Genomic DNA, 21,565 nt, shown 5'->3' with positions numbered 1-21,565 from the left:
GCCCTGCTGAGCATCGCTCCCCGGAAGACGCGCACGTCGCGCGCGGAACAGGGGAAGACGACGTCATGATCTACGCCACGCCGAACACGCCGGGCGCGAAGGTCGCGTTCGAGTCGCGCTACGCCAACTACATCGGAGGCGAGTGGGTCGCGCCCAAGCGCGGCCAGTACTTCGAGAACCCGAGCCCGGTGAACGGCCGCGCGTTCTGCGAGATCCCGCGCTCGAGCGTCGAGGACGTCGAGCTCGCGCTCGACGCCGCGCATCGTGCGAAGGCGCGCTGGGGCCGGACGCCGGTGCAGGAGCGCGCGAACATCCTGCTGAAGATCGCGGACCGGCTCGAGGCGAACCTCGAGATGCTCGCGGTCGCGGAGACCTGGGACAACGGCAAGCCGATCCGCGAGACGCTCGCCGCGGATCTGCCGCTCACCATCGATCACTTCCGCTACTTCGCGGGCTGCCTGCGCGCGCAGGAGGGCTCGCTCGCGGAGCTCGACGAGGACACGGTCGCGTACCACTTCCACGAGCCGCTCGGCGTGGTCGCGCAGATCATCCCGTGGAACTTCCCGCTGCTCATGGCCGCGTGGAAGCTCGCGCCGGCGCTCGCCGCGGGCAACTGCGTGATCCTCAAGCCCGCGGAGCAGACGCCCGCGAGCATCCTCGTGATGACGAAGCTCATCGCGGATCTGCTGCCGCCCGGCGTGCTCAACGTCGTGAACGGGTTCGGCATCGAGGCGGGCAAGCCGCTCGCGTCGAGCCCGCGGGTCGCGAAGGTCGCGTTCACCGGCGAGACCACGACCGGTCGGCTGATCCTCGGCTACGCCGCGCAGAACCTGATCCCGGTCACGCTCGAGCTGGGCGGCAAGTCGCCGAACATCTTCTTCGCGGACGTGCTCGCGAGCGACGACGACTTCGCGGACAAGGCGCTCGAGGGCTTCACGATGTTCGCGCTGAACCAGGGCGAGGTCTGCACCTGCCCGTCGCGCGCGCTGGTGCACGAGTCGATCTACGGCGCGTTCATGGATCGTGCGGTCGAGCGCACCCAGGCCGTGAAGCTCGGGCACCCGCTCGACCCGACGACGATGATCGGCGCCCAGGCGTCGCACGAGCAGCTCGAGAAGATCCTCTCGTACATCGAGATCGGGCGGCAGGAGGGCGCGAAGGTGCTCACCGGCGGACGCCGCGCCGATCTCGGTGGCGAGCTCGCGGGCGGCTACTACGTCGAGCCGACGATCTTCGCGGGCGACAACAAGATGCGCGTGTTCCAGGAGGAGATCTTCGGGCCCGTGGTGTCGACGGCGAAGTTCCGCGACTTCGACCACGCGATCTCGATCGCGAACGACACGCCCTACGGGCTCGGCGCGGGCGTGTGGACGCGCGACGGGAACACTGCGTACCGCGCGGGCCGCGCGATCGAAGCGGGCCGCGTGTGGACCAACTGCTACCACGCGTACCCCGCGCACGCGGCGTTCGGTGGCTACAAGCAGTCGGGCACGGGTCGCGAGACCCACAAGATGATGCTCGACCACTACCAGCAGACGAAGAACCTGCTGGTCAGCTACTCGCCGAAGAAGCTGGGCTTCTTCTGATCGATCACGGCGTCTCGATTCGTGCGTGGCGCGCACGAATCGAGCGCTCGTCAGCGTCGGATGCGGATGCCGCCGCGACGCAGTCGGCCCTGCGCGAACGGCGTGTTGGGCGACGCGCGCGGGCGGGTGATCTGCTCGCGCGCGTCGCGCGCTGCGATCGCCTCGTCGAGACGGAGCTGACAGTGGAGCGCAGGGCTCTCGCGAGCCGGCGCGAGCACCGCGGCCGCGGCGAGCGATGCGACGCCCATCGTGACCGTCGCGACCGTCGCGGCGAGGAGCTTGCGGCGCATCCTGCGGCGCGCGCCGACCGCGCAGTCCGCGGTGAGGATGGTGCCGTCGGCGCGCTCGAAGAGCTGCGCGCAGAGCGACTCGCCGTGCGCGCGCAGCAGCGCCTCGGCCTCGTCGGCGCGCATCGCCGAGAAGTCGTAGACGGTCTTGTCGCACGACGCGCAGTGACGCGCGTGGTCGTCGCCCTTCATGTCCTCCCATCGCGCGTCGCAGGGGCTCGCGATCCGGACGCGCGAGAGCAGCGGCAGCGTGCGCTTGCGAGTGCGATCGATCGCGTCGTCGAGCACGCGCGCGAGCTCGTCGCGCCGGGCCCGCTGTGCGTCGGTCTCGTCGAGCGCACGATCGAGGCGCGCGAGCTCGTCGCGGAGCGCGTCGCGCCTCGCCCGGGCCGCAGCGAGCTCGTCGCTCACGGCGCCTCCGCGCGCACGACCTCGGGCTGCGGGTCGGGCCCGACGTTGGTCGCGCGCGGCTCGGGCATCGGCATCGGCGCGATGCCGCCCTGCACGTACACCGGCTCGACCTCGCCCATGACGGTGCTGCTGGTCACGAAGTACGCGCCGCCCGCGAGCACCCCGAGCCCCGCGGCCGCGGTGATGCCCGCCGCGAGCGCCCAACCACGCCGTCGCGCGCGCGCCACGCCCACGCTGCAGTCCGAGGTCATCACGGTGCCGTCGGCGCGACGATGGAAGCGCACGCACATCCCGCCGTTCGTCGCGACACCGTGGGCGCGCAGCAGCGTCTCGGCCTCGTCGCTCGTCATCGCCGAGAGATCGAAGACGGTCTTGTCGCACGACGCGCAGTGACGCGCGCGATCGTCGCCCTTCATCTCGTCCCAACGCGCGGGGCACGGGCTCGCGACGCGCACGTTCGCGAGCAGCGGGAGCGCGACCTTGGCGCGGGCACGATCGACGTCGCGCTCGGCGCGCTCGAGGCGCTGTGCGAGAGCGTGTCGTTGCGCACGGAGCGCGGCGTCGTGGGCGATGGCTCGATCGATCTCCGCGAGCTCGCGGCGAAGCGCGTCACGCCGCTCTCTCGCTGCATCCGTCGCGTCCCGATAGGTCATGCAGGGTGCGACCGGACGTTCGGCGAGGACCTTGGGCGCGACGCGCCGCGTCATGGCCAGCTCGGATGGCTTTGCTACGGTGCCGGCCCCTCCCGAGGGGAAGCGACAAGGGGATTCGAGCGCATGCCGGGAATCACGATCGTGGGCTCGGGACGTCACGTGCCGGGACGTCCGATCAAGAACGACGAGCTCGCACGCGTGATGGATACGAGCGACGAGTGGATCAAGCCGCGCTCGGGCATCGAGCAGCGCCACTACGTCGCCGAGGGCGAGGGCGTCAGCGACCTCGCGGTGATCGCGGCGGAGAAGGCGATCGAGCGCGCGCGCATCGACAAGCGCGAGATCGACTACGTGATCTTCGCGACGATGACGCCCGAGCACGCGTTCCCGGGATCGGGCGCGCTGCTCGGCGCGAAGCTCGGCATCCCCGGCGTGCCCGCGCTCGACATCCGGCAGCAGTGCGCGGCGATGCCGTTCGGGATGCAGCTCGCGGACGGGCTCGTCGCGTCGGGCGCGGCGAAGACGATCCTGCTCGTCGGCGCGGAGGCGCACGCGGGGTTCATGCCGTACGCGTGGGACGCGCTGCTCGGCGACACGAAGCCGACCGCGGAGGAGTACGAGTTCGCGACGAAGCATCGCGGCATCGCGGTGCTCTTCGGCGACGGCGCGGGCGCGCTGGTGCTGCGCAAGAGCGATCGTCCGGGGCACGGGTTCATCGGCGCGGTGAACCACAGCGACGGGCGCGCGGCGGATCAGATCTGGGTGCCCGGCGGGATGTTCACGCGGCGGCACTACTGGGACGCGAGCATCGACTCGCACATCCCGACCATGAAGGGGAAGGACCTCTTCAAGAGCGCGGTGACGCTGCTCCCGAAGGTCGTGCACGAGGTCTGCGACAAGCACGACGTGAAGCTCGCGGACATCGACTGGTTCGTCGCGCACCAGGCGAACGACCGCATCAACGGGTCGGTGCGGCAGGCGCTGGGGATCGCACCGGAGAAGGTGCCCTCGAACATCGCGCGCTACGGCAACACGTCGGCGGGGACGATCCCGATCCTGGTCGACGAGATGATGCGCGACGGCCGGCTCGAGCCGGGCCAGCTGGTGTGCTTCCTCGCGCTGGGCGCCGGCCTCAATTGGGGCTCGGTGCTCATGAGGATCTGAGCTTCGATCACTCGCACGTCGGGAGCTGTGCCGCGCCGGGCTGATCGACCGCTTCACGCAGCTCGATCCCGGTGTCCTCGAGCACGTTCCCGTGCACGTCGATCGCGCGCAGCGTGTAAGGCCCCTCGCCGAAGCCGGTCTCGTCGACGAAGAAGTTGTAGTCGACGCGCGGGACCTCGACCCAGTCGCCCTCGGCGGTGAGGCGCTCGACGCGCGCGATGCGATGCCGGTGCTCGCGCACCTGCACCGCGGTCCACCACGGGTTCGAGCCCTCCTTGATCCGCCACTCGATCGGGCCGCTCACGTCGCACGGCACCTCGCGCCACGTGATCGGGACGCGACCGAGCGAGCGCTCCGCGACGTGATCGAAGGCCTGCGGCGAGAGATCGAGATCACCGCGCGCGCACTCGGGGCAGAGATCGACGATGCGCACCGTGACCTCGCCCGACGGGCCCACGACGTGCGCGCACATGCCGCACACGCTCGAGCCCGCGAACTGCGGGGCGTTCATCGCCGCGACGAGGAGCTCGCCCCCACCGGTCTGCACGTCGAAGCTGCACGCGCCGGCGCCGGTCGCGTCGTAGTAGGTGCCCTCGCCGCGCTGCTCGTCGAACGCGATGCACTCACCGGGCACGTGGGGGACGCCGTCGTCCCCTCCGCACGCGACCACGAACGACGAGAGCACGAGGAGGAGCTGCGCACGGCGTGTCATCCATGCGCATCGTGCCTCGATGCGTGTTGCGGCCGCTAGAGCACCCACGCCGCGAACGCGAGCTCGGAGAGCACGTCGTCGTGCTCGCGCATCCATGCGATGCGCCCCCGCGCCCACTCCGCCGCGGGCTCGTCGGGATGCGCTTCGAGGTGCGCCGAGACCGCGCGCGACCACGCGTCCTCGTAGGCGCGCACGCGCTCCGGGCCGAGCACGACGTGGGGCGCGCCGAGCGAGAGCGACTCGAGGCGAGGCGCGCCGAACGTCTCCTCGGCGCGCGGACCGAGCGAGACGAGGTCGCCGATCAACACCCTGCGCGCGCGCTGCGAGAGAGCGCGCGCCGCGGCATCCATACCAGAGAGCGCATGGCTCGCGCCGAGACATACCGCGAGTGATATGTCTCCCTGCAGCGCCTCGAGGTACGTCGCGGCATCCGCGAGCACGAGCTCGACGTGCGCTCGGCCTCGCGACCGCGCGCGCGCTTCGTCGAGATACACCTCCGAGCGATCGACGAGCGTGAGCCGCGCGCCGGGCACCCGCAGCGCCACGTCACCGCGCCCCGCGCCGAGATCGAGCACGCGCTCTCCGGGCGCGACCGGCGCGCGCTCGAGCAGCGCATCGAGCTCCGCGAGCACGAGGGGATTGCAGAGCGGCATCGCCGCGTGCGCGACGAGCGAGAGGCGATCGCGATCGCTCATTCGCGATCCAGCGCGGCGCCGCCGCCCACGTGGATCGCCCAGAGCTCGCTGTCGCCGCTGCCGAACCCGAGGTCCCCGCCCAGCGCGAACGTCGCGCGCACCGTCGCGAACGCGGGCCCGAGCGCGAGCCGCACCCAGGGCTCGAGCGCGGGCTGGTAGCGCTCGCTCTCGCCGCCGAGGCCCCACGCAGCGATCGATCCGCGCAGCCCGGCGCGCAGCAGATCGGGCACCACCGCGAACGCGACGTCGCCCGCGATCTGCAGCACCGCTTCGACGTCGCCCGATCCGCCGAGCACGGGGAGCGTGAAGCCGCCCGCGACGTCGACCGCGCCCGCGACGAGATCGTTGCCGAACGCGATGCGCGCCGGCACGAAGAACGCGATTCGCTCGGGGAGGAAGCGCCAGGGGTCGCGCCCGCCGTACATGCCGAGCATCGCGTCGTGCACGATCGACGACGCGTCGCGCTGCGCGGCGCTCGCGGCATCGGTCGGGGCCTGCGCGAGCGCCGCGACCGGGAGCGCGAACCCGAGCCCGACGCGCAGCGCGATCGACTCCCAGCGCGGCGCCCACGAGAACGTCAGCGTCGGGTTGCCGGTCTCGACGCGCTCGACGTCGCCCTGGTAGGGCTCGGGCTCCGCGTCGCCGCCGTCGAACTCGCCGCGCACGCTCGCGACGCCGTACGCGAGCACCCAGCTCGCGCTCACGTCGAGCTCGGGCGTGAGCGCGAGGCGGAGCCCCATCGAGGGCGCGATCGCGAAGGTGTCGCTGCCGTGCACGCGCCCCGCGAAGAACGCGAACGAGGCATACGCATGGAGCGGCTCGACGCGACCGTCGGCGGCATCGCCCCATCGCTGATCGAGCAGCCGCGTGCCGCGCACGACGAGGGGCCGATCCTCGAAGAGCGGCTCGACCCGCGGCGGTGGCGGGCTGAGCGATGCGCCGCCACCGAGGTTGAGCGGCTCCTGCGGCGCGGGGACGACCGGCTCGGGCGCCGGATCCGGTGGCGTCGCCTCGCCGACCGTCGGCTCTTCGACGACGGCCTCCTCGGGCGCGACGTCCTCCTCGGGCGCGACGGTCTCCTCGGGCGCGACGTCCTGCGCGACCGCGGAAGACGCGAGCGCGAGCACGAGCGAGACGGCGACGATCGCGCGCATGGGAGCGAGCGAAGCTAGCGCACCCGGCCTCGCAGATCACGGGCTTCGAGCAGAGCCGTCGCGCTCGAATGATCGGCTCGCCCGCCGGTTCCTACCGTCCGCGCGCTTCGCGCGCTCCCGTCCCGGACCGGCGGGACGAGCACTCCCGCAATCGCTCACTCGGGCGCGGCGCTGGCTCGCACTTCTTCGGGCACCACGCCGATCACTCCGCCGCCGGCCGCCGGCGCGAGCGTCTCGGTGTGGCCGTCGGGATGGATCGCGACCGCCCAGCGCTCGCGACCGTAGTGCCCGCCCGGCGCGCGCGCGTTCCAGTCGAGGTTGAGCCACACCGGGCACGCTCCGTCGCTGCGATAGTGGATGTCGCCGAGCTCCACGCGCTCCGGCGCATCGGGGCTCCGGTAGAACGCGGCGAGACGGCGCGCGACGTCCTCCGCCGACGCATCGACGCAGACCTCGGCGTACGCGTGCCCACCGCCGTCGCCGTCGACCATCACCATGCGCGCTTGTCCGCCGATCGCCTGGAGCATCGCGATCATCACGGTCGCGAAGTCGTCGCAGTCACCGGCGAGGCCGTTCTCGATCGTCTCGCTCGCGGTCGCGAAGTACTCGCCGCCGCGGGGATCGCTCACGTAGCGCCACTCGCGACGCACGTGCGACCACACACGCGCGACCTGCTCGACGTGGAAGGGCCCTCCCGCGCTCGCCGCGATGCGCACCGCGAGGTTGCGGGTGCGTGGATGCCCGGCATCGATCGACGCCGCGACCAGCGGCGCGACGCGCACGCGGATCGACGCTTCCTCGGGGCTCGACGCGGCCGCCGGCGTCGGCTCGCTCACGAGGCCCAGCCATGCACCCAGCCGCGCCCACGCGTGCTCGGCGCGCGCCGGTGACGCTGCGACCATGATCCCCGCGAGCACGAGGGTCAGCACCGCGCCCGCGCCCACCAGCGCGGCGCGGACGCGCGGCGGATCTCCGCGATCCTCGCCGAGCACGAGGTGCGCGCCGCACGAGGAGCACACGAGCTCCCCGCGATCGAACCCCGCAGGCAGGAGCCCGCGCGTCCCGCACGCGCCACACACGAAGCGGCGCCCCCAGAGCGGTCGCCCGCGCAGCGTGCTGCTCCGGAGCGTCGTGCGGCGCGGACCGGCGCGCAGGAAGGCGCGCATCTTCTCGGCGCCCCAGGGCAGCGGCACGCGGCCCAGCACGACCTCCTCGCCCGGGCGGATGCGCGTCGCCGAGACCATCCGCCCGTCGACGAAGGTCCCGTTCGCGCTGCCCAGATCGTCGATCGCGACGCGCTCGCCGTCCCACCGGAGGCGCGCGTGGTGCGCCGAGACGGTGGGGTCGTCGATCACCACGTCGCAGTCGCGCGCGCGACCGACGACGACCGCTCGGGGGACGAGGGCGATGGCACCGGCGCGATCCATCGGGGGCACCGATGCCCGAAGCACGAGGGGTGCCGCACGCCGTACACGCGCGCCGCGCCCATCGGGGGCGGGGCTCCGGTGTGTCACCCGTTCCTGGATCGCGCGACGCTCGCCCGGAAAAATCCGGAGATCCGCGCGCCCGCATTGGATGGGGCGCGCGGGCGGCTCACGCTCCCTCGCGCCTCACTTCTTCGGCGGCTGCATCAGCATCATCCCGAGCGCCATGGCGCGAGATGCATCGCCGGTGAGGCGCAGACGCCCGATCACCTGCTGCGGCGTCAGGTCTCCCTCTCGCATGTCCTCGATGTCGTCGTAGCTGATCGCCGCCGTGAACTGCGGCTTGGCGGGCGGCGTGTCGGTGCCGATGCCGATCCGGATCACCACGTCTTCGTCGCGATCCGGAACGTCCTTCAGGATCACGTGGAACTCGAGCTTCTGGCCCTCGAGGATCTTCTCGGCGCGCGCCGAGAACAGGCGCGCGAAGCGCTTGGGAGCGTGGGGATCGTCCATGCGGCCGCTCGCGGTGAGCAGGCCGAGCGCCTCGCGCGCGACCGCGCCCTCGAGCTCGATCGCGCCGCGCACCGGCACGCCCTCGGGCTTGCCGTCGTGCACCGTGAGCGCGCCGTTCTCGACGCGGAGCCACGACTCGCCCTCGCCCTTCACCACGATGCGCAGCGCGGCGCGCGCGGCGATCACGTCGTCGAGGTCGGCCTCCGCGGTGGGGCCGGTCGCGGCCTTGAGCGCGTCGATGCCTTTGGCGAAGTGGGCGGGGATCTCGTTCTTGAGGAAGGCGAGGGGCTCGGTGGTCATGAGGGGCGCGAATATACCCTCTCACTCGGTCTGCGCCGAGAGCACCCGCAGCACGTTCTCGCCCCCGATCGCCGCGACGGGAAGCTCGCGCGACGTGAGCTCCTCGACGAGGCGCGGGAGATCCGCGACGTCCTGCATGCCCTCGGGGAGCTCGGAGATCCCGTCGAAGTCGGAGCCGAGGCACGCCGCGCCCTCCCCTCCGACCTCGACGACGTGCGCGAGGTGATCGGCGAGCACCCGCACCGCGGGCGGGCGCAGCGCGGGATCGATGCGCGCGGCGATCGCGTTGCGCTCGGTCGCGGTCTGCCACGAGCGGCCTCGCAGATGCGCGAATTCGCCGTGGTGATCGTGCTCGAGCGCGCGACGTCGCACACCGTAGTCGGCGTCGAGGAAGTGCGCGTAGAAGTTGACGCACACCGCGCCGCCGCCCGCGGCGATGCGCCGGATCAGATCGTCGGGGACGTTGCGCACGTGCTCGGAGAGCGCGCGGGTCGCGGAGTGCGAGGCGAGCACCGGGCGCGTCGTGACGTCGAGCACGTCGTGCGCGGTGCGATCGCTGACGTGGCTGACGTCGACGATCACGCCGAGCCGGTTCATCTCGCGCACCAGGCGACGGCCGAGCGGCGTGAGGCCGCGCGATGCATGTCCGCCGGTCGACGCGTGACCGAAGCGGTTGTCGCCGGTCCACGTGACCGTGACGTAGCGGACGCCGAGCGCGTGGAGCTCGCCGAGCCGCGCGATCAGCGTGTCGTCGTCGGCATCGCCCAGCGCGTGCGCGCCCTCGAGGCCCATCAGCAGCGCGATGCGGCCCGAGGCGTGGGCGGCGCGGACCTCGCCGGCGGTCGTGCAGAGCGCGGCGTCGTCGGGATGCGCGGCGGCGAAGTCGCGCACGGTGCGCACCAGCGCGAGCGCGCGCGCCCATCCTTCTTCGCCGTGGTAGCGCCGGGGATCGACCCAGATCGACAGGAAGATCGCGGAGAGCCCGCCCTCGCGCATGCGCGGGAGATCGACGTGGCCGTTGGGCAGGCGGCTCGAGAGATCGTCGCCCATGTCGAGCATGCGCTGGGTGGTGTCGGCATGCGTGTCGATGAACAGCGTGCCCGTGCTCGCCGGCACCTCCGCGCTCGGGCTCGGAGCCCGAGGCGCCTCCGCGAACACCGGCAAGGGCGCCGGCTCCGCCGCGGGCCCGCACCCCACGAGCACCGCGATCGCCCACGCCCAGAGCCTCCGCATCCGCCCTCTCCCGCCCGGTCCGAACCGCCGCCGCACCGATGGTACTTCCCGTTTCCTGCGCGTCACCGATTGACGGGAGGGCCGCCATGGCGACACTAGCGGCCCGATGGCCGAGCCGGACGTCGTCGATGCGCTGACCGCGCTGGGGTTCAGCCTCAACGAAGGGCGCGCCTATGCGGCGCTGCTGCGTTGGGGGCCGCAGACGGGCTACGAGGTCGGTCAGCGCGCCCAGGTGCCACGCAGCGCGGTCTACGGCGCGCTCCGGCGCCTGGTCGCGGTCGGGGCCGCACGATCGATCGCCGGCACCCCCGAGCGTTTCGTCGCGGCGCCCCCCGAGACGCTGCTCGCACTGTTGCGCAAGCGCTTCGAGGGCCAGGCCGAGTCGCTCGAGAGCGCGATCGCCGGGCTCGACGTCTCGCTCGAGGTCCCCGACGCGTTCAGCGTGCGCGGCTACGAGCGCGTGATGGAAGAGGCGGAGCGCCTGGTGCGCACCGCGGAGACGAACCTGCTGATCACCGGGTGGCCGCGCGAGCTGACGATGCTCGTCGACGCCCTCGGCGAGAGCGCGCGGCGCGGGGTCGCGATCGTGATCTTCTCGCACTCGGCGCTCTCCTCCGAGATCCCGGGGACGCACTTCAGCTACGGCCTCGAGGAGCGCGCGCTCGAGGACTTCTGGAAGCACCGCCTCGTGGTGGTCAGCGACGATCGGCGCACCCTGATCGGCGCGACCGAGCGCGCGCCGAGCGACAACGCAGTGATCAGCGAGACCGCGGCGATCGCGGAGATCGCGACGAGCCAGATCGCGCTCGACATCACGCTGCTCGCGCAGCGCCACCACTGGGACACGCGCGCGACGATGGCCGCGATGCTCGGCGATCGCGTGGGCCGCCTCGACACGCTGCTCGGCCGAGGCGAGAAGGCCGAGCTCGGCGTCGTCCACCCGCCGCGCTCGTCCTAGGCGAGATCCGCGCGGGCGGCGAGGACCTCGCGCCGCAGCACCTCGTGCACGCGGCCGTTGGTGCACACGACGCGGTTCTTGGGGCGCAACGTGATCGCGCCGCCCTCGTAGTCGGTGAGCGTCGCGCCCGCCGCCTTCGCGATCGCTGCGCCGGCGCAGAGATCCCACGGCGCGAGCTTCTGCTCCCAGTAGCCGTCGTAGGTTCCGTCGGCGACCAGCACGAGATCCATCGCGGCCGAGCCGAGGCGACGGATGCCCTGCACCTGCGGGATGATGCGCGCGCTCTCGCGCAGGTTGTTGTCGGGGTCGATCGCGCGGTCGTAGGGGAAGCCGGTCGCGATGATCGAGCTCCCGAGCGTGTCGTTCTCCGAGACGCGACACTGCTCGATCACGCCGCCGACGCTGCGGAACGCGCCGATGCCCTCGGCGCCCCACCACGTGATCCCGATCGCAGGCGCGTGCACCACGCCGCCGATCGGCACGCCGTCGCGCGCGAGCCCGATCGATACCGAGAACACGAAGTGCCCGTGCGCGAAGTTCGTCGTGCCGTCGAGCGGGTCGACGTACCACGCGAGCCCTCGCGCGATCTCGCCGCCCGCTTCTTCCGCGACGATCGTGTGCTCGGGGAACGCCGCGCGCAGCCGCGCGGTGATCAACGCCTCGCTCGCGAGGTCGTGCTCGGTCACGAGATCGATCGCGCCCTTCTGCGTCACGCGCCCGCCGCGCCGCCACGCACGCGCGAGCAGCTGTCCCGCGTCGAACGCGATCGCGCGCGCCTCGTCGATCCATCGCTCGAGCTCGGAGGTCGTCATGGCGCGCGAATCTGTCTTCTCGTGCGGCCGCGTCAAATCAGACCGAAGCCGCGCAGCACGAGCTGGAGCGAGCCGATCGTGAGCAGCGCGACGGTGGCGACGATGCGCGGCGTGCGCAGCGCGGGCGGCGTGCGCTTGAGCAGCGAGACCGTGAACGCGCCCGCGACCAGCGCGACGAAGCCGCCCGCGATCGCCACCCAGTCGGGCACTCCGCCCGGCCGATAGCTGAAGAAGAACGGGAAGATGGCGCCCACCGCACCGATCCAGTCGGCGGTGTGCGGGAACGCGGGCGACATCGCGCCGCTCTCGGCATCGTCCATCACGACGACCTCCGAGAGCGTCACATCGTCCCGGGCTCGCGGGATTCAGCGCTGGCCAGAGCTGCCGGGGAGCGCGAGCGCCGCGAGCAGTCGATCGTGCAGCCCGCCGAAGTCGCCGTTCGACATGAGCAGCACCGTGTCGCCCGCGCTCGCGCGCGCGGTGATCGTCGTGATCAGCTCGTCGAGATCACGCGGCGCGATCGCATCGCCGCCCTGCGCGCGGATCGCGTTCGCGATCGCCGCGACGTCGAGGCGCTCCGCCTCGGGCACGTTCGAGCGACCGAGCGGCGCGAGGACCGCGAGGTCGGCGTCGTGGAACGCGTCCTCGTACGCGCGCTGGTGCATCGCGCGGCACGCCGTCGCGCTGCGAGGCTCGAACGCGGCGATCAGCGCGCCCTCGGGATGACGCGTGCGGATCGCGGCGAGGGTCTCGCGCACGGCGGTCGGGTGGTGCGCGAAGTCGTCGTAGACGCGCACGCCGCGCGCTTCTCCGATCAGCTCCTGCCGGCGCCGCACGCCCGAGAAGCGACGCAGGCACGCGAGCACGTCCTGCACCGGGATCGTGCCCTCGCTCGTCTCGCAGATCAGCGCGATGGTCGCGACCGCGTTGCGAACGTTGTGCGCGCCGGGCAGCGGCGAGAGCACGGGCCCGCACGACGTGCCGCCCACGAAGAGATCGAAGGGCTGCATCCCGCCCTGCGCCGCGATCGGCGCGGCGAGCCACGTCGGATCGATCCCGCCGGTGTCGTCGCCGCTCGACGCGTACCAGACCACGCGACAGCGCGCGCGCGACGCGACCGCGCGCACCTCGGGATCACCGGCGAACGCGACGAGCGTTCCGCTCTCCGGGATCCGATCGACGAAGCCCTCGAACGCCGCGCGATAGCTCGATGCGTCGGGATAGATGTCGACGTGATCGTGCTCGATCGACGTGAGGATCGCGGCGTGCGGCTCGTAGCGCCACATCTTCGGCGTCTTCTCGAAGAACGCGCTGTCGTACTCGTCGCCTTCGATCACGAAGGGCGCGCGCGCGCCGCCGACGCGGAAGCTCTCGCCGAAGTCGCGCGGGATGCCGCCGACGAGCATGCCGGGATCGAGACCGAGCCCGTGCAGCAGGTACGCGAGCAGCGCGGTCGTCGTCGTCTTGCCGTGGGTGCCCGCGACGACCCAGCCCGGACGCTCGGCCAGGAAGAGCGTCTCGATCGCGCCCGGCATCGACGTGTACGCGAGGCCTCCGTCGATCGCGGCGCGCGCCTCGGGGTTGTCCTTGCGGCACACGTTGCCGACGACGACGAGGTCGGGTCGATCCGCGACGTTCGCGGGATCCCATCCGCGACGCGTCTCGATCCCCCAGCGCGCGAGGGCCTCGCCCATCGGCGGATAGAACGCGGTGTCGCTCCCGCTCACGCGATGTCCCGCCTGCTGCAGCAAGCCCGCGAGCGCGCCCATGCCGGTGCCTGCGACGCCGATGAGGTGCACGTGCATCGCGCACCGATACCACGACACGCGCGGAGGATCGCAGTGCGCGACACACGACGGAGCGATCACGCGCTGCGCGCGCAGAGAGAGATCGCGCACGCGCTCCACGCGAGCGTTGATCACTGCGAGCCAGTCCGCGTCCCTAGACGCCCGTCCAGAACACGCCGCATCGGGAAGGCGAGGAGGAGCGCATGTCGAAGTCGATGCGCGCGTCGGTGCTCTGCACCGTCGCGCTCGGGAGCCATGTCGCGTCGGGGCGCGCACCGAGGAGCTCGCCGCGCAGTCGGGAGAGCGACGTCGTTCCGATCCGCGCGCGCGATCGATCCGCGTGGCTGCGCGAGCTCGATCCACTCGCGCGCGCATCGCGCCGCGCGAGCATCGATCGCGTGCACGACGAGCCCGACGACGCCGCGTGATCGCGCGCGTGCGATCGCGTGACCCGACATCACACGACGTCGACACTCAGTAGACGCCGACGCGGGGTCGCGCGTCCTCGGCAGCCTCCTCCACCCACCGCCATCTCGACTCGATCGTTCGCGCACGAGCGTTCGAGTCGACGACTCCGGTGCTCGATTTGGGGTTCGATGTCTCCATCGGAGCGTCGAGCGTCGAGAACGGATCAAGCGCCGCTCTCTCGCGCCTCGCTACGCGCGTTTTCGTTGGGAATTGCGCGAATTCTCACGAGGCACGCACGTTGCTGAACGGGGCGAGCGGAGGCTGCTCTCATGTCGAATCTCGCGAAGGGTGTCGCGAGCCCGGATTCACCGGTGCTCGCGGACGGATGGAATTCCTCGTGCTCGAGCGAGCGCTCCGGGCGACGCCCGAGCGCGCGTTTCGTCGCCGTGGCCGCGGTCGTGATCCTCGCCGGTTGCTCCGGCTCGGTGATCGACGGCGGGGCCGGCCCCAACCCGCGTCCGCCTGCAGATGGCGGAACCGCTCCGCCCCCTTGGGACGGCGGAGGAACGCCGCCGCCCACCGGCGGTGAGACGTGCGAGGAGTCGACGCTCGAGACGCAGGAGCTCTTCTCCACGATGTGCTCGCGTTGTCACGGTGAGGTCGGCTCGGGCGGCCTCGCGAACATCGACGACGTCGCGTCGCTCGTGCGCACCGGCCGCATCATCCCCGGCAATCCGGAGAACTCGCCGATCTTCCGCCGCGTCTCCACCGGCGCGATGCCGCCCGCCGGCGCGACCCCGCGTCCGACCGACGCGCAGGTGGGCTCGCTCGAGGCGTGGATCCGCTGTGGCGCGCCGCCGTTCGACACCACGCCCACGCCGCCGCCCGCCGAGCAGCTGACGGTCGACGACGTGCTGGACCTGATCGCCGACGACCTGCGCCGCTTCGACAACCGCGCGGAGCGCCTCTCGAAGCGCTACATCATCCTCGCGCACCGCGTGAACGCCGGCGCGAGCTCGGCGGAGCTCAGCCAGCTCCGCGACTCGGTCGACGTGCTCGTGAACCACCTCTCGCAGGGCACGCGCGTCGTGTCGCCGCAGCCGATCGACACCGCGCGCACCGTGCTGCGCATCGACATCGAGGACTACGGCTGGAACGCGGCGACCTGGGATCAGATCGTCGAGAACTACCCGTACTTCGTGCAGTACGACGACAACTCGATCGAGTTCCCGTTCGACTCGTCGGCGCAGGAGTTCATCCAGGAAGAGACCGCGGAGCAGATCCCGTTCATCTTCGCCGACTGGTTCGTCTCGAACGCGTCGCAGCCGCCGCTCTACTACGAGGTCCTCGACTTGCCGGGCACCGCGCAGGAGCTCTTCGCGCAGCTCGGCGTGAACTACGCGCAGGACGAGGCCGAGGGTGACTTCACCCGCGCCGGCTTCGGGGTCTCGGGCGTCTCGGTGTCGAACCGCATGATCCAGCGCAATCGCCAGCCCGGCGGCGGCTACGTGTGGTCGAGCTTCGACTTCGCGAACAGCGCGGGCACCGGGAACATCTTCGAGAACCCGGTGGACTTCGTGGAGGACGGCGGCGAGATCATCTTCTCGCTCCCGAACCAGCTGCAGGGCTACTACATCGCGAACGCGGCGGGCCTCCGCCAGAACGCGGCGCCCCAGGCCATCGTGAGCGACCCGCGCACGCCGGACCGCTCGGTCATCGCCGGTCTCTCGTGCATGGGATGCCACGACTCGGCCGGCCTCATCCCGCGCGACGACGAGATCCGCGCCCACGTCATCGCGACGAGCCCGGGCGGCGCCGAGCGTGACCTCGTGCTCAGCACCCACCCGCCGAACGATCAGCTGATGGAGATCTTCGACTCGGACAGCGACGACTACCGTGCGGCGCGTGCTCGCATCGGCCTCGACGGCCGCTCGCAGCCGGTGCCCGACACCGCCATCGCGTACCTCGAGGTCGACCGCGGCCTCCGCGACCTCGCCGCGCTCGTCTGGCTCGACTCCGACCGCGTCCGCGACGCGATCATCGTCGACTTCAACCTGAGCAACGCGTTCCGAGCGCTCGTGACCACCAGCAGCGGCCGCGTGGCCCGCGAGGAGCTCGAGGATCAGTTCGACGACCTCATCTGCTCGATCGGCGTGGGCCGCCCGGTGTGCACCGAGGCGACCGAGAACTCGCCCTGCGGATGCGTGAATCCCTGACGCGAAGGGACTGACCTGAAGAGGGCGAGGCCACGGCCTCGCCCTTTTCGTTTTCCGTCTACGAGCCGAGGATCTTCTCGATCGTGTCGCGCGCCCGCGCTTCGACGAGCGTCGCGAGGAGCGCGCGGACCTTCGGGTGCTCCGCGAGCAGTCGCTCGATGCGATGCCGCGCGAAGGTCACCGCGGTGACCGGCGTGATCGCGGTGACCGTCGCCGTGCGCGGCCCGCCCGAGAGCACCGAGACCTCGCCGACGCACGCGCCGCGACCAAGCTCCGCGAGCTGCAGCGTGCCGGTCGGGGTGCGCGTCTCCACGCGCACCGTGCCTTCCATGACGACGTACATCGTGTCGCCGGGATCGCCCTCGCGGAGGATCACGTCGCCGTCGTCGAAGCGCATCACGAAGCCGCTCGCGAGCAGGTGCTGTCGCCCCGCGTCGTCGAGCGACTTGAAGAGATGGCTGCGCAGGACGATGGCCTCCATGTCGCGCTCGAGCGCGTCCTGCTCCGCGCGATCGAGGAGGCGGCCACCGCTCGGGATGCTCGAGGGACGACGATCCAGCACGCGGCGCGAGCGTACCAGCATCCGCGGCCGCGATGGGACGTCCGCCTCGTGATAGACCGCGCTCGCGTGCGCTCTCCGCTGCTGCTCCTCGCGTGCCTCTACGTCGTCCAGGGCCTGCCCTACGGGTTCCAGGCGTCGGCGCTGAGCGCGTACCTGCGGAGCGAGGGCGTGTCGCTCTCGGCGATCGGCTTCGCGGGCGCGCTCGCGGCGCCGTGGATGCTCAAGGTGCTGTGGGCGCCGCTGGTCGATCGGTACGGCTCGTCGCGCTTCGGACGGCGTCGCTCGTGGATCGTTCCGATGCAGGCGCTCCTCGCGATGGCGTGCCTCGTCGCTGCGGCGTTCCCACCGGAGCGCGCGCTCGGCGCGCTGCTCGCGACCGTGTTCGCGATGAACCTCTTCGCGGCGACGATGGACGTCGCGGTCGACGGCCTCGCGGTCGACGTGCTGCGCGAGCGCGAGCTCGGGCACGGCAACGCGGTGCAGGTCGTCGGGTTCAAGGCCGGGATGCTGATCGGCGGCGGCCTGCTGCTCTGGGCGAGCCGATGGATCGGATGGCAGGGCCACTTCGTCGCGATGGCCGCGCTGGTCGTCGTCGCGCTCGTGCTCACCCTGCTCACGCTGGAGCCCGGCGCGCGCCGTGCGCCCGACGCCGACGGGCGAGAGAGCACCTCCGCACACACGTCGATGCGGCAGGTGCTGGGCACGCTGCGTCGCGCGATGGCGCGCCCTGGGGCCGGATGGCTCCTCGTGATCGTCGCGACCTACAAGATGGGCGAGTCGCTGATCGATCCGATGTTCTCGCCCTTCCTCGTCGACCACGGCTTCGCGCGCGAGGACCTCGGGCTCTGGCTCGGCACCTGGGGCATGGCCGCGTCGATCGCGGGCTCGGTCGCGGGCGGTTGGCTCGCGACGCACGTCGAGATCGCGCGCGCGCTGCGCATCGCGGGCGTGCTCCGCGCGGTGCCGCTCGCGGTGGTCGTGGTGCTCGCGACGCTGAGCGCGTTCGGCGCGCCCGTCGTGATCGCGACCACGATGGCCGAGCACTTCTTCGGCGGGATGCTCACCACGACGATGTTCGCGTTCATGATGTCGCGCGTCGATCGCGAGGTGGGCGCGAGCCACTTCACGCTGCTCGCGACGGTCGAGGTGCTCGGCAAGTCGCCGCTCTCGCTCGCGTCGGGCTGGCTCGCGGAGCGCGCGGGCTACCTCGGGATCTTCGGCGTGGGCCTCGCGATCTCGGTCGTGTGGGCGCTGATGGTCGGCACCTTCGCGAAGAAGGCGTGATCAGCGGCGGGTCGCGCAGGGACGCTCGCTCGCGGCGAGCGCTCCGGCCTCGGCCTCCTCGAGATCGGTGGGCACGTCGTGCCCTCGCGCGACGAGCGCATCGCGCAGCTGACCCAGCGCGACACCGAGACACGTCGCGGCGGTCTCGTAGGCGAGCGAGCCGCTCGAGCCCCACACCTCGACGCCCTCTTCGCTGCGCTCGAGCCACTCGCGCGAGCGCTCCAGCGGTGCGCGCAGCGCCTCTTCTCCGCCGCTCGTCTCCTCGACCTGCATCAGCGCGGCGCGCGCGCTCTGAATCGTCGCGTCGGCGTCGACCCGACGTGCATCGGGCCCGCATCCCGCGAGCGAGAGGACGACGATCACCAGCGCGCGCTTCATCGACCCCGATGCTACTCCGAACGTGCGCGCCGCCGTGCACAGCGGCGCTCGGTCGCGGTGCGCGCGAGCGCCTCGGCCTGGCGCAGCGACTCGGGGATCGGCCGCGTGTTGCGGGCGAGCGACTCGCGCAGCACGCCGAGCGAGCGACCGAGGCACGGCACCATCGTCTCGAACGCGAGCGAGCCGGTGCCCGGCCATGCGTCGATCGCCTGCTCGCTCTGCTCGAGCCAGCGCCCCGCGTCGTCGCGCGCCCGCGTGAGCTCGGGCGTGCTCGCGATCTCGCCGCCGCTGGTCTCGTCGACCAGCGCGATCGCGCGTGTCGCGAGCTCGACCGTGTGCTCCGCGCGCTGGCGTCGCACGTCGGGCCCACACGCGACGAGCAGGATCGCGAGCACCGCGATCACTCTCAATCGCGCACCCGCACCAGCGTCCCGGGGCGCGCCGTCGTCGGGAGGATCGCGTCCCATCCGGGCGGGAGCGCGGGCTCGGTGATCCCGAAGAGACGACGTGCGTCGCGCGGCGCGAGGTTCACGCACCCGTGGCTGCGGCGCCGACCGAAGTCGTCGTGCCAGAACGCTGCGTGCAGCCCCACGCCCTCCGCGAAGTACTGCACCCAGGGCACCGCTTCGATCGCGTAGTTGCTCTCCTGATCGGTGCGCTCGAGGTCGTCCATCGTGTCCTCCGCGAGCTTCACCCAGATGCGGAACGTGCCGGTCGGCGTGTCGCTGCCGGGCCCGGGGCGACCGGTCGAGACCAGCGTCGCGAAGAGCGGGCGCACGCCCTCGTAGAGCACGAGCGTCTGCGTCGCGACGTCGACGTCGATCCATCGCTCGAGCTCGCCGAGCCCATCGGGCGGCGTCGCGGCGCGCGGCCGCTGCAGATCGCGCGACGCGATCACTCCGTCGTCGATGCGCACCAGACCGCGCGGCAGCTCCTCGATCACGCGCACCCGCTCGCGACGTCCGGCGCGACGCACCTCGCGTCCCGCGCGCCGACCGTCCCACGCGCGCACGATCGCGCCCGCGCGCGCGACCCACGCGACATCGAGCGCGCCCTGCAGCTCGACGCCCTCGAAGTCGCTCCCGCGCGCGCGGCGCAGCTGATCGTCGGGCACCCAGAGCCCACCGAGGCTGCGCACGAACGTGACGCCCTCGTAGCTCTGCACCTCGGTGATCGCGATCCCGAACCCACGTCCCAGCGACTCGGTCCAGTCGTCGAGGAAGTAGTCGCTCGGCCGCGAGTAGGCCCAGGTGCCGTCGACGCCGACGAACGCGTACGCGCGCGGCAAGAGCGAGCCGGGCGCGACCACCGGCACTTCTTCGCCGCCGGGGATCTCCGCGCTCGGGCGCACCAGCGAGCTGCAGACGAACGCATCGTCGCTGACACGGTACCAGTCGCCGCCGGGACACCCTTCGCCGTGCACGCGCGCTTCGATCGGCAGGCGCGTTCCGACGCGCACTGTGCCGCGTCGCGCAGCGCGCGTGGATGGCGCGGCGCGGATGGTCACCCCGCTCGCGACCACCTCGAGCGAGCGCGCCGGGATCGCGAGAGGCGTCGACTGCGCGCGCGCGAGCGCCACGAAGGCGACGCCGATCGCGACTGCGCACATCGACGCCCGACGCATCGCGCCGAGTATGCCGCGGCGCGCGCGCGATCCCAACTTCACTCGCAGCCGGGCATCGTGTCGAGGCGCGTGATGCAGCGGATGTCGAGCAGGACGTGCGGCTCGAGCGCGACGGTCGGTCGGATCGCCGGCTGATCGCCGCACGTCTCGCTCGGCGCGCCGACGAAGAACCCGTCCTCGTCCTCCGTCGCGACCTGCAGGATCGCGCAGGTCTCGCGCCCTTCGGCGTCGACCGCGAGCGGCGTGGGATCGCGCCCGATCCGATCGGCGCACGGCGTGGCGGACAGGTCGTCGAGCGGCGTCTCGGTGACGGTGCAGCGGGTCAACGACGTGAGCGGATCGACCGCCGGGATCCGCGAGAGGCAGAGGGCCGAGAGGCCCGAGCTCGCGATCCTGGTCGCCGCCGGCGGGACCGGCCCGCAGAGCGAGCTCGCGAACGCCGACCCGAACCCGGCGTGGCCAGCCTCGGCAGCGAGCGCGAGGAGCCGCGGCGTGGTGGGCACGCTCGCGCCCTCGATCGCGCACGCGGTGCCGCCCTCGAAGCGCGGATCACGCAGCCCGTCGGTGATCGCCGTGGGGCTCGAGAGCGGATCGAGATCGCCGGGCACGCCCGCGACCACCCCGAGCTCGACCACGAACGGCCCCAGCCTGTCGACGCGCGGGCGGATCTCCTCGACCTCGAGCCCCGGCGCTTCGTCGACCGCGCTCACGACGTAGACGAGCAGGGCCGAGCCGTCGCGGCGCACGCCCTCGATGCCGCTCACCGCGTCGAGCGCCGCGAGCATCGGCCGCTGCGCGTCGCACGTATCGGTGGCCCACGCGAGGCACTCGACCGCGCTCGCGATCGCCTCGGAGCCCTGCGCGGGCCACTCCTGCTGCGGCGCGTACTCCGCGGCGCAGGTCGCGGGCCCGCCGCTCGAGGGCCGGGTGCGTGCCCGCGGAGGCTCGCTCGGTGTGGCATCGCAGCCGAGGTCACCACCGACCACGGTGATCCGCACGTCGCGCGTCAGGCGGCGCAGGTCGCCCGCCTCGGCGCGCGTGACCACCGAGCGCGCGATCGACGCGGCGCGCGCGGCGAGCGCCGATCGCAGCGGTGCGCTCGCCGGCGAGGAGTCCACCGCGATGACGACGTCGAGCCCGCGCGGCGACTCCGCTGCGGCCCGATCGTGCGTCTCGATCACGCGGCAGCCCTCCGCGGTCGTGCGCTCGATCTCGGTCGCGCAGCCCGCGAGGGCGAAGGCCAACACCCCGAGGATCGCTGTTCGTCGATGCATGGGACGCAGCCGAGCAACGAACGAGCCGCCCGCGCGGGCCTCGCGAACCTCGGTCGCCCCGCACAACGCACCGCCAACCGAGTTGGCGATCCGTGCAATTCGTGCGGATTCTCGGGATGCTCGACCCGGT

22 protein-coding genes are annotated in these 21,565 nt (G+C 72.2%); 6 read left to right on the top strand and 16 right to left on the bottom strand.

The genetic code is table 11. From position 1 onward, the window contains the following. The first annotated feature begins 65 nt into the window (after nucleotides 1-65). The gene (gene adh, locus I5071_RS42265) at nucleotides 66-1,586 is read left to right on the top strand and encodes an aldehyde dehydrogenase (RefSeq protein WP_236519078.1); all 1,521 of its coding nucleotides are present in this window, start codon (nucleotides 66-68) and stop codon (nucleotides 1,584-1,586) included. Nucleotides 1,587-1,636: 50 nt separating this feature from the next. Here the strand turns inward: adh and I5071_RS42260 are convergent, their stop codons facing one another. Continuing rightward, entirely contained in the window at nucleotides 1,637-2,284 is a 648-nt protein-coding gene (locus tag I5071_RS42260) for a hypothetical protein (RefSeq protein ID WP_236519077.1), read from the bottom strand. Beyond that, nucleotides 2,281-2,991: a hypothetical protein gene (locus I5071_RS42255; RefSeq protein ID WP_236519076.1), complete on the bottom strand. Its 711-nt coding sequence runs from the start codon at nucleotides 2,989-2,991 to the stop codon at nucleotides 2,281-2,283. The genes I5071_RS42260 and I5071_RS42255 overlap by 4 nt, the downstream gene beginning before the upstream one ends. A gap of 69 nt (nucleotides 2,992-3,060) precedes the next feature. Between I5071_RS42255 and I5071_RS42250 the strand changes: the two genes are divergently transcribed. Continuing rightward, nucleotides 3,061-4,101: a 3-oxoacyl-ACP synthase III family protein gene (locus I5071_RS42250; protein WP_236519075.1), complete on the top strand. Its 1,041-nt coding sequence runs from the start codon at nucleotides 3,061-3,063 to the stop codon at nucleotides 4,099-4,101. Between the two features lie 7 nt (nucleotides 4,102-4,108). On the opposite strand, the gene I5071_RS42245 is transcribed toward I5071_RS42250, so the two are convergent. The 6 genes from I5071_RS42245 to I5071_RS42220 form a co-directional block, all read right to left on the bottom strand. Beyond that, nucleotides 4,109-4,813 carry an expansin EXLX1 family cellulose-binding protein gene (locus I5071_RS42245; RefSeq protein ID WP_236519074.1) on the bottom strand — a complete coding sequence of 235 codons (705 nt, stop codon included), beginning with the start codon at nucleotides 4,811-4,813 and terminating at the stop codon, nucleotides 4,109-4,111. A 35-nt stretch (nucleotides 4,814-4,848) separates the two neighbouring features. Beyond that, on the bottom strand, nucleotides 4,849-5,508 hold the full coding sequence (locus I5071_RS42240) for a class I SAM-dependent methyltransferase (RefSeq protein ID WP_236519073.1): 660 nt from the start codon (nucleotides 5,506-5,508) through the stop codon (nucleotides 4,849-4,851). Continuing rightward, entirely contained in the window at nucleotides 5,505-6,662 is a 1,158-nt protein-coding gene (locus tag I5071_RS42235) for a hypothetical protein (RefSeq protein WP_236519072.1), read from the bottom strand. Before I5071_RS42235 ends, I5071_RS42240 begins: the two co-directional genes overlap by 4 nt. Nucleotides 6,663-6,817: 155 nt before the next feature. Beyond that, nucleotides 6,818-8,089 carry an FHA domain-containing protein gene (locus tag I5071_RS42230; RefSeq protein ID WP_236519071.1) on the bottom strand — a complete coding sequence of 424 codons (1,272 nt, stop codon included), beginning with the start codon at nucleotides 8,087-8,089 and terminating at the stop codon, nucleotides 6,818-6,820. Nucleotides 8,090-8,272: 183 nt separating this feature from the next. Continuing rightward, nucleotides 8,273-8,899, bottom strand: a complete 627-nt coding sequence (locus tag I5071_RS42225; protein ID WP_236519070.1) for an SCP2 sterol-binding domain-containing protein — start codon at nucleotides 8,897-8,899, stop codon at nucleotides 8,273-8,275. Between the two features lie 21 nt (nucleotides 8,900-8,920). Continuing rightward, nucleotides 8,921-10,132, bottom strand: coding sequence for a dipeptidase (locus tag I5071_RS42220; RefSeq protein ID WP_236519069.1), 1,212 nt, complete (start codon nucleotides 10,130-10,132; stop codon nucleotides 8,921-8,923). A gap of 106 nt (nucleotides 10,133-10,238) precedes the next feature. Here I5071_RS42220 and I5071_RS42215 point away from each other — a divergent pair, with 106 nt between their 5' ends. Next, nucleotides 10,239-11,090, top strand: coding sequence for a TrmB family transcriptional regulator (locus I5071_RS42215; protein WP_236519068.1), 852 nt, complete (start codon nucleotides 10,239-10,241; stop codon nucleotides 11,088-11,090). Here the strand turns inward: I5071_RS42215 and I5071_RS42210 are convergent. From I5071_RS42210 to I5071_RS42200, 3 genes are read right to left on the bottom strand one after another with little or no spacing between them, the layout of a single operon-like run. Further along, nucleotides 11,087-11,902 (bottom strand): inositol monophosphatase family protein, encoded by an 816-nt coding sequence (locus I5071_RS42210; RefSeq protein WP_236519067.1) that lies wholly within the window; start codon nucleotides 11,900-11,902, stop codon nucleotides 11,087-11,089. The genes I5071_RS42215 and I5071_RS42210 overlap by 4 nt on opposite strands. A 32-nt stretch (nucleotides 11,903-11,934) precedes the next feature. Next, nucleotides 11,935-12,222, bottom strand: coding sequence for a hypothetical protein (locus I5071_RS42205; RefSeq protein ID WP_236519066.1), 288 nt, complete (start codon nucleotides 12,220-12,222; stop codon nucleotides 11,935-11,937). Between the two features lie 45 nt (nucleotides 12,223-12,267). Next, the gene (locus tag I5071_RS42200) at nucleotides 12,268-13,824 is read right to left on the bottom strand and encodes a UDP-N-acetylmuramate--L-alanine ligase (RefSeq protein ID WP_236519065.1); all 1,557 of its coding nucleotides are present in this window, start codon (nucleotides 13,822-13,824) and stop codon (nucleotides 12,268-12,270) included. Between the two features lie 68 nt (nucleotides 13,825-13,892). Here I5071_RS42200 and I5071_RS42195 point away from each other — a divergent pair, with 68 nt between their 5' ends. Together I5071_RS42195 and I5071_RS42190 are read left to right on the top strand one after the other, a co-directional pair. Next, complete coding sequence (locus tag I5071_RS42195; protein WP_236519064.1) at nucleotides 13,893-14,117, top strand: hypothetical protein; 225 nt, start codon at nucleotides 13,893-13,895, stop codon at nucleotides 14,115-14,117. Nucleotides 14,118-14,426: 309 nt separating this feature from the next. Beyond that, nucleotides 14,427-16,313, top strand: a complete 1,887-nt coding sequence (locus I5071_RS42190; RefSeq protein ID WP_236519063.1) for a c-type cytochrome domain-containing protein — start codon at nucleotides 14,427-14,429, stop codon at nucleotides 16,311-16,313. A gap of 58 nt (nucleotides 16,314-16,371) precedes the next feature. Here the strand turns inward: I5071_RS42190 and I5071_RS42185 are convergent, their stop codons facing one another. Next, the gene (locus I5071_RS42185; RefSeq protein WP_236519062.1) at nucleotides 16,372-16,875 is read right to left on the bottom strand and encodes a cyclic nucleotide-binding domain-containing protein; all 504 of its coding nucleotides are present in this window, start codon (nucleotides 16,873-16,875) and stop codon (nucleotides 16,372-16,374) included. A gap of 66 nt (nucleotides 16,876-16,941) precedes the next feature. Here I5071_RS42185 and I5071_RS42180 point away from each other — a divergent pair, with 66 nt between their 5' ends. After that, on the top strand, nucleotides 16,942-18,159 hold the full coding sequence (locus I5071_RS42180; protein ID WP_236519061.1) for an MFS transporter: 1,218 nt from the start codon (nucleotides 16,942-16,944) through the stop codon (nucleotides 18,157-18,159). Here I5071_RS42180 and I5071_RS42175 read toward each other — a convergent pair whose 3' ends face one another. From I5071_RS42175 to I5071_RS42160, 4 genes are read right to left on the bottom strand one after another with little or no spacing between them, the layout of a single operon-like run. Continuing rightward, on the bottom strand, nucleotides 18,160-18,537 hold the full coding sequence (locus tag I5071_RS42175; RefSeq protein ID WP_236519060.1) for a hypothetical protein: 378 nt from the start codon (nucleotides 18,535-18,537) through the stop codon (nucleotides 18,160-18,162). 11 nt (nucleotides 18,538-18,548) lie between these two features. Next, nucleotides 18,549-18,947, bottom strand: a complete 399-nt coding sequence (locus tag I5071_RS42170) for a hypothetical protein (RefSeq protein WP_236519059.1) — start codon at nucleotides 18,945-18,947, stop codon at nucleotides 18,549-18,551. Beyond that, on the bottom strand, nucleotides 18,944-20,161 hold the full coding sequence (locus I5071_RS42165; RefSeq protein ID WP_236519058.1) for a L,D-transpeptidase family protein: 1,218 nt from the start codon (nucleotides 20,159-20,161) through the stop codon (nucleotides 18,944-18,946). Before I5071_RS42165 ends, I5071_RS42170 begins: the two co-directional genes overlap by 4 nt. 38 nt (nucleotides 20,162-20,199) lie before the next feature. Further along, entirely contained in the window at nucleotides 20,200-21,435 is a 1,236-nt protein-coding gene (locus I5071_RS42160) for a hypothetical protein (RefSeq protein ID WP_236519057.1), read from the bottom strand. Nucleotides 21,436-21,565: the final 130 nt, after the last annotated feature.

This window comes from Sandaracinus amylolyticus, from assembly GCF_021631985.1.
GTDB classification, from domain to species: Bacteria; Myxococcota_A; Polyangia; order Polyangiales; family Sandaracinaceae; genus Sandaracinus; species Sandaracinus amylolyticus_A.
Note: the sequence above shows the minus strand (reverse complement) of the source record. Positions and strands in the feature narration are given on the sequence as shown.

Coding starts and splice junctions, on each gene's coding strand:
- adh (WP_236519078.1), top strand. CDS start 66: ATGATCTACGCCACGCCGAACACGCCGGGCGCGAAGGTCGCGTTCGAG.
- I5071_RS42255 (WP_236519076.1), bottom strand. CDS start 2,991: ATGACGCGGCGCGTCGCGCCCAAGGTCCTCGCCGAACGTCCGGTCGCA.
- I5071_RS42250 (WP_236519075.1), top strand. CDS start 3,061: ATGCCGGGAATCACGATCGTGGGCTCGGGACGTCACGTGCCGGGACGT.
- I5071_RS42245 (WP_236519074.1), bottom strand. CDS start 4,813: ATGACACGCCGTGCGCAGCTCCTCCTCGTGCTCTCGTCGTTCGTGGTC.
- I5071_RS42240 (WP_236519073.1), bottom strand. CDS start 5,508: ATGAGCGATCGCGATCGCCTCTCGCTCGTCGCGCACGCGGCGATGCCG.
- I5071_RS42235 (WP_236519072.1), bottom strand. CDS start 6,662: ATGCGCGCGATCGTCGCCGTCTCGCTCGTGCTCGCGCTCGCGTCTTCC.
- I5071_RS42230 (WP_236519071.1), bottom strand. CDS start 8,089: ATGGATCGCGCCGGTGCCATCGCCCTCGTCCCCCGAGCGGTCGTCGTC.
- I5071_RS42225 (WP_236519070.1), bottom strand. CDS start 8,899: ATGACCACCGAGCCCCTCGCCTTCCTCAAGAACGAGATCCCCGCCCAC.
- I5071_RS42220 (WP_236519069.1), bottom strand. CDS start 10,132: ATGCGGAGGCTCTGGGCGTGGGCGATCGCGGTGCTCGTGGGGTGCGGG.
- I5071_RS42215 (WP_236519068.1), top strand. CDS start 10,239: ATGGCCGAGCCGGACGTCGTCGATGCGCTGACCGCGCTGGGGTTCAGC.
- I5071_RS42210 (WP_236519067.1), bottom strand. CDS start 11,902: ATGACGACCTCCGAGCTCGAGCGATGGATCGACGAGGCGCGCGCGATC.
- I5071_RS42205 (WP_236519066.1), bottom strand. CDS start 12,222: ATGGACGATGCCGAGAGCGGCGCGATGTCGCCCGCGTTCCCGCACACC.
- I5071_RS42195 (WP_236519064.1), top strand. CDS start 13,893: ATGTCGAAGTCGATGCGCGCGTCGGTGCTCTGCACCGTCGCGCTCGGG.
- I5071_RS42190 (WP_236519063.1), top strand. CDS start 14,427: ATGTCGAATCTCGCGAAGGGTGTCGCGAGCCCGGATTCACCGGTGCTC.
- I5071_RS42175 (WP_236519060.1), bottom strand. CDS start 18,537: ATGAAGCGCGCGCTGGTGATCGTCGTCCTCTCGCTCGCGGGATGCGGG.
- I5071_RS42165 (WP_236519058.1), bottom strand. CDS start 20,161: ATGCGTCGGGCGTCGATGTGCGCAGTCGCGATCGGCGTCGCCTTCGTG.
- I5071_RS42160 (WP_236519057.1), bottom strand. CDS start 21,435: ATGCATCGACGAACAGCGATCCTCGGGGTGTTGGCCTTCGCCCTCGCG.